Raw genomic sequence first — 6,341 nt, 5'->3', positions numbered from 1 at the left:
TCCAGGCTCTCGGGGGGCTTCGAAGTCATGCTGATGATCTCTCCTCAGGACCGTCCAGGAAGAGTATCCCCTGGTAGACGGGCTGTCTCACATCAGCGTGACAGGGAGGGGTCTCGGCGCCATTTCTGCTGGCACTCCTTGACGCGGTACCAAGCAGGGGCCAATAATACCGCCATGAGTACCTGTGGTCCGCGTCACGCTGGTGAGAGGTAGCCGCACTTCGGCGCCACCAGGCCAGGCCGTGCAGAGCGTGCTGAGCGGCCACGGAAGCTGGGTGCTCACCAAGGACAGCCGCGCGGGGCCCGTTTCCCCACGCACTGGTGCGGTGACACCGTGGCCCACCCCCACCGGCCCCGGCCCCGCTCCAGCCGCCGCAAGAACTGAGGAGATGTGATGAAGAGAGTCGGCATCGTCGCGGCCTGCGCGATGGCCCTGGCATCGACCTTGGCCGCGTGCGCGGGTGAAGGCCCGTCGGGAGGACAGGCCGGGTCCACCACCGAGAAGCTCGTCGAGGAGGCGAAGGCGAACACCGAGGCCGCGCTCGCCGGGACGGACCGTCCGCTGCCGAAGGGTGGCCCCCGGGCACAGTCCGGCAAGACCGTCTGGGCGATCGCGTGCACCACCCAGGGCGCTGGATGCCTCCTGCCTGCCGAGGGCTTCCTCGAAGCCGCAAAGAAGCTCGGCTGGACCGGGAAGCTCATCGACGGCAAGGCCGACCCGGGTGTGTACAACTCGCAGCTTCGCGCAGCGGCCGCGGCCTCTGTGGACGCGGTGGCGTTGTTCGGCGTCGATTGCTCGGCAGTCAAAGGCTCGATCGAGGCGATTCAGCGCGACGGCGTCAAGGTGATCGGATCCAACGCCCTCGACTGCGACGACGACTACAGCGGGGGCGGAAAACCGCTGTTCGACGCGTACCTGCCCTGGGGTGAGGATCTCATCTCCTACAACGACTACCTCAGCACGGTCGTCGGACCGACCATTGCCAACTGGGTGATCGCCAAGACCGCCGGAAAGGCGGAGATCATCCAGATGCGCCAGGACGACAGCGCGACCCTGCGCCTCATCGGCGAGTCGCAGGAGAAGCGGCTCGGCGAGTGTGGCGGCTGCACAGTCCACAAGGTCTCCTACACCGGAGCCGACCTGCTCGGCGGGAAGCTCCAGGCGAAGGCGAGCGCGGCGCTTCAGAAGTACCCGAACGCTAGCGTCGTCATGGTCCCTACGGACGCGGCGATCACGCTCGGCGTGGGTGCCGCGGCCGGCCAGGCACGGGCGGCCGGCCGTAAGGACCTCCTGCTGGTGGGGAACGAAGGGGTCCCGTCATCGATCAAGCTGCTGCGGGACGGCACGCAGTCCTACGCGATCGGCCGGCCGCTGACGTGGACCGGATGGGCGACGGCAGACGCTCTCAACCGGCTCTTCGCCGGTGAGAAGCCTGTGGATCCGGGCATCGGTGTCGGCAGCATGGACGCCGGTCATCTGCCGACGACGGACGTTTACGACGGCAACCCGAAGTCCTCTGGGTACCAGGCCAACTATGCGAGCAGCTGGGGCGTGGGCTGAGTGGCCGGCCCCGAGACCGGCGCTGCAGCGAGTGGCCTCGAATTTCAGGGTGTATCGAAGTCCTTTCCCGGGACGCGCGCCCTCGCCGACATCAGCTTCGCTGTCCGCCCGAGCGAGTTCCATGCCCTCGTCGGCGGCAACGGATCCGGCAAGTCGACGCTCATCAAGATCCTCGCCGGCGTCTATCAGGGAGACCCCGGCGGTGTGATCCGGCTGGGCGATACCACTTCGCAGTCGGATCACGTGACCCCACGGTGGTCGAGGGCTGCGGGCATTCGGTTTGTACACCAGGATCTCGGGCTGTTCCCCCAGTTGTCCGTGACCGAGAACGTCCTGGCTGGAACGTCGTACCCGCGTCGGAGGGGCGGCATCGACTGGGGCATGGCGCATCGAACCGTTCAGGGTTTGCTCGACTCCCTTGGCATCGAGGTCGCAGCGCGCTCGTCCGTCCGGGACCTGCGTCCAGCGGATCAGACCCTGATCGCGGTCGCTCGCTGTCTGAGCGATCGCCAAACCAGTTCGATTCACTTGCTGGTGCTCGACGAGCCGACCACTCGGCTTCCCGCGGACGAAGTCCATGGCTTGCTCGAGCGTCTCAAGTCGTACAGCCGAGGCGGCCAGAGCATTCTCTACGTGTCTCACCGACTGGACGAGGTCCTGGAGTACGCCGACACGATCACCGTGCTGCGCGACGGACGGCACATCGACACCCGCTCGGCGAGCGAGCACGACCGGTCCACCCTTGTCGAGGCGATCGCCGGTCAAGCGCAGGCGCGCCTTTCCCGACGGGTGAACAAGTCCGTGCCGGGAGCGCCGGTCCTCAGTGTCGAGGGCCTCACCGGCGGGCCCCTGCGTGACGTGTCCCTCTCGGTGGACGCCGGTGAGGTCGTCGCGGTCGCGGGTCTGGTCGGCAGTGGACGTACCAGCCTGATGCAGAACATCTACGGTGCCGTGAAGCCGGCCGCGGGGACAGTTGTGGTCAACGGCCACCCGCTGAGGCCGGGCAATGTCGCCGAGGCGCTGGATCGCGGCATCTCCTTCGTTCCGGAGGACCGCGCTCGGGACGGTGCTTTTCTGGACCTCGGTCTTCGCGAGAACCTCTCCGCGACCACGGTGCGTCGGTATCGCCGCCTCGGCTGGTTCCGGCGCGGGCAGGAGACCGGTGACGCCTCTCGTGACGTCGTCACCTACCGAATTCGAACTCCCGGGACGACCACCCCAATGGTGAAGCTCTCCGGCGGCAATCAGCAGAAGGCCGTCATCGCCAGAGCCATGAGGACCTCGCCCTCAGTGCTGCTCTTGGACGAGCCGACACAGGGAGTGGACGTCGGCGCGCGAAGCGACATCTACGCGCAGATCGAAAGTGCCGTGGACGCCGGGTCCGGAGTCCTGCTCGCGACATCGGACCTGGACGAGTTGTTGCACCTCGCCGATCGAGTCGTCGTACTGACCGCCGGCAAGATCTCCGATCAGGCGGCCGGAGACGAGATCACGAGGACATGGATCTACGAAAACGTCTACAACGCGGGAGACGGAAAGCAATGAACCATAGCACCGAACAACTCGATCCCGTGCGGGCGCCGTCGCCGGACCAACCGGATGGTACGCGCTCAGGGGTCCACTGGGCGGCGTCGATCATGCCGATTGTGGAGCGCTTCGGTCTGCTCATACTGCTCGTTGCGGTAGTCGTCTTCTTCGCCGTCTACCCGGCAACGTCACAGATCTTTCCGACGACGGCAAACTTCAAGAATATCGCAGCCAACGAGGCGGTCCTCATCGTGGTTGCGCTGGCCGTGCTCGTTCCGATGGTGGCGCACCGATTCGACCTCTCGGCGGGCGCTGTGGTTGCGCTCGCATCGATCGCCGCGGCGAAGGCGACCACGTCGATGGAGCTGCCACTGGCTGTCGGGGTCGTGGTGGGCATCGGCGTGGGCCTCGTCGTGGGCCTGGTGAACGGGGCGTTGATCGCGTATTGCCGAGCCAATTCGCTGGTCATTACTCTCGGCATGTCCACCCTGTTGATCGGGGCCGGCGCGTACTGGTCTGGATACCAAACGCTGGTAGGTGTCCCGCAATCGCTGACGAGTTTCGGCAGCGAATTCTGGCTGAATGTGCCGAAGTCCGTGTGGTTGGTGGTCTGTGTCGCGCTGGGCGTCTCCTACCTGCTGGGCATGACGGTGCACGGGAGGCGGCTGTTGTCGATCGGATCCAACGAATCGGCAGCGAACCTGGTGGGCATGCCGGTACAGCGAACCGTCATGATCGCCTTCGCCGTCTCCGGCGGTCTGGCCGGGCTGGCAGGAGTCCTCCTTCTCGCTCGCACCGGCAGTGCGGCATCGGGTGTCGGTACCGGATACCTGCTTCCTGCCCTCGCGGCGATCTTTCTTGGATCAACGACGATCAGGCCGGGCCGGTTCACTGTGGCCGGAACCCTCACCGGCGTGTTCTTTGTGGCGGTCAGCATCAATGGGCTGACGCTGGCCGGCACCGAGGACTGGGTTGAGCCCGTGTTCAACGGTGGCGCCGTCATCGTCGCTGTTGCGATCTCCTCGTTGCTCACACATCGACGGCTGACCGGCTCGCCGCGTCGGTAGCGACGACGCGGACCATCGCTGACACCGCGCGGCGCTGACCGCTGAGTCACCCTTCCGCGGTCCGCGGCGTCCCTTCGGAGGGCATGACATGCACAGAGGAGTTTGGCAATGACGACGCAGACTATCGCTGATACCGCGCGCGGCGCTGACCGCGGCGACCTTGACCTTTTCAAGTCGGGTCATCACCCGATCGATTCGGTCTCCGGTGTGGACCTTCGGGCCGATGTCCGAGAGTGCCAGCGGGTGGGTCGGTGACCAGTCGGCGGGCAGCGCTCCTGCCCTTCGGGAACGGTTCAATCGGCACCGTTCTGCTCGAGAACGCAGAGTTGGCGCCCGACGCGCCCTTCCTCGTCTTCGACCAGGGCGACGAGTCAACCAGTTACAGCTACGCCGAGGCCGTGGTTCTCGCCCAGCGTGGGCAGGCAGTGCTGAGGAGCATGGGAGTGGCCACCGGTGACCACTTCGCCATCGCCACGCGCAACCGGTCCGAGTTCTTCGCGTGCTGGTTCGGTGCCGCGCTGATCGGTGCGGTGATGGTCCCGGCGAGTCCGGGCAGTAGCCCGGACGAACTCGCCTATGTGCTGGACCACGCCAGGTGCGGGGCTGTCCTGGTCGAGGCCGGCAACGAGGCGCTCGAGGCGGCGGCGCGACGCGGCGGCGCCGCTGTGATCACGACGGGCGCCGACTTCGCCGAACGCGCCTCGCAGGCGCTGCAGCCGATCCAGGTCCGCGGAGTCGATCCGGGTGCCGCGATGTCGATCATGTACACGTCCGGAACCACAAGCCGCCCAAAGGGCGTCGTCGTGACTCACGCGAACTACCTCTACGCGGGAGAGTCAGTGGCGCAGAACTTGCGAATGCGACCGGATGACCGATGGCTCGTCGTTCTGCCGACCTTCCATGCGAACGCGCAGTACTACTCGATCATGTCCAGCCTGGTCACCGGAGCATCGGTGGCTGTGATGGAGCGGTTCTCCGCGTCACGCTGGGCCAGCCAGGCGCGCACCTACAACGCTACCCTGGGGAGCTTGTTCGCCGCACCGATCCGCATGATTCTCGCGCAGCCACCCGGAGAGGCGGAGCACGAGAATCGCCTCAGGGCTGTGTGCTTCGCTCAGAATCTGACGCAGAATGAGCTCGACGAGTTCGAGAGGCGCTTCACTGCGCCGCTGCTGCAGCTGTACGGGATGACGGAGACGATCGCTCCTCCGACGATGAACCCGCTGTTCGGCCGCCGGAACAACCTCACCATCGGGCGGCCCGTGATCTCCACGCAGCTGAGAGTGGTGACGGACGACGGTCGGGAGGCGGGCTTGGGGGAGACTGGCGAGCTGCTCGTGCAAGGAGATCCGGGAATCACCCTCATGGCGGGGTACTTCAACGACTCGGATGCCACCGAGGAGACACTCAAGGACGGATGGCTGCATACCGGTGACATTGTCCGTCTGGAGGCCGGCGGATTCCTCTCTTTCTACGACCGTGCACGGGACATCATCAAGCGTGGCGGTGAGATCGTGGCCACCGCCGAAGTGGAGCGTGTCATCGCCGAGCATCCGGCGGTGCGTGAGTCGGCGGCCGTCGCCGTGCCGGACGAGATGCTCGATCAGGCGCTGAAGGTCGTGGTCGTCAGGAAGCTGGGGCAGGAGGTTACTGAACAGGACCTGATACAGCATTGCCGCGATCGGCTCTCGTCGTTCAAGGTGCCCTCCTTCATCGAGTTCGTCGATGCTCTGCCGCATACCTCGGTGGGGAAGGTGCGGAAGGCCGATCTTCGCACAGTGGTTCATGAGCGTGACGCGGCCTCTCGTAGTTACGCTGACGCTTCAGAAAAGGAGGATCCGGAGGGTGAGCCCTAGGCTGGTTGACGGGGTTACGGAAGCCGTAGGCGTCACGGGCGACGGTCTTGATCTGTCAATCCCCTGGAATCGTGGAGGGCTCCGTTATGCGGCCCGGGCCTCCAGCACATGGGCCTCTGACCGTTCGTAGTCGATGGGGGATCGCCAGTCGCAGACGGAGTGCCGGCGACGCCGGTTGTAGAAGTCGGTGATCCAGGTGGCGATCTTCAGACGGGCTTCGGTGCGGGTGCGGAAGTGGCGAGCAATAGTCAAGACTTGTGGATGAGAAATCTTTGATCAGGCGGCTGTGGCGTCGGTCGTGACCGGCTCGGCGGCGGGGCGTTCGACGAGG

The 6,341-nt window shown here is 65.7% G+C and carries 5 protein-coding genes; 4 read left to right on the top strand and 1 reads right to left on the bottom strand.

Going from position 1 to position 6,341, the window contains the following annotated elements; genetic code table 11:
- Positions 1-393: 393 nt before the first annotated feature.
- The 4 genes from V6U90_RS32100 (at position 394) to V6U90_RS32085 (ending at position 6,010) form a co-directional block, all read left to right on the top strand.
- Positions 394-1,560: a sugar ABC transporter substrate-binding protein gene (locus V6U90_RS32100; protein WP_334444721.1), complete on the top strand. Its 1,167-nt coding sequence runs from the start codon at positions 394-396 to the stop codon at positions 1,558-1,560.
- Entirely contained in the window at positions 1,561-3,105 is a 1,545-nt protein-coding gene (locus V6U90_RS32095) for a sugar ABC transporter ATP-binding protein (protein ID WP_334444719.1), read from the top strand.
- On the top strand, positions 3,102-4,154 hold the full coding sequence (locus V6U90_RS32090) for an ABC transporter permease (protein WP_334444717.1): 1,053 nt from the start codon (positions 3,102-3,104) through the stop codon (positions 4,152-4,154). Before V6U90_RS32095 ends, V6U90_RS32090 begins: the two co-directional genes overlap by 4 nt.
- Before the next feature lie 251 nt (positions 4,155-4,405).
- On the top strand, positions 4,406-6,010 hold the full coding sequence (locus tag V6U90_RS32085) for a class I adenylate-forming enzyme family protein (RefSeq protein WP_334444715.1): 1,605 nt from the start codon (positions 4,406-4,408) through the stop codon (positions 6,008-6,010).
- Positions 6,011-6,094: 84 nt separating this feature from the next.
- Here V6U90_RS32085 and V6U90_RS32080 read toward each other — a convergent pair whose 3' ends face one another.
- Complete coding sequence (locus V6U90_RS32080) at positions 6,095-6,262, bottom strand: IS3 family transposase (RefSeq protein WP_334444713.1); 168 nt, start codon at positions 6,260-6,262, stop codon at positions 6,095-6,097.
- Between the last annotated feature and the right edge of the window lie 79 nt (positions 6,263-6,341).

Origin of the sequence: Micromonospora sp. CPCC 206060 (assembly GCF_036906895.1) — a bacterium.
Lineage (GTDB): Bacteria > Actinomycetota > Actinomycetes > Mycobacteriales > Micromonosporaceae > Micromonospora.
Note: the sequence above shows the minus strand (reverse complement) of the source record. Positions and strands in the feature narration are given on the sequence as shown.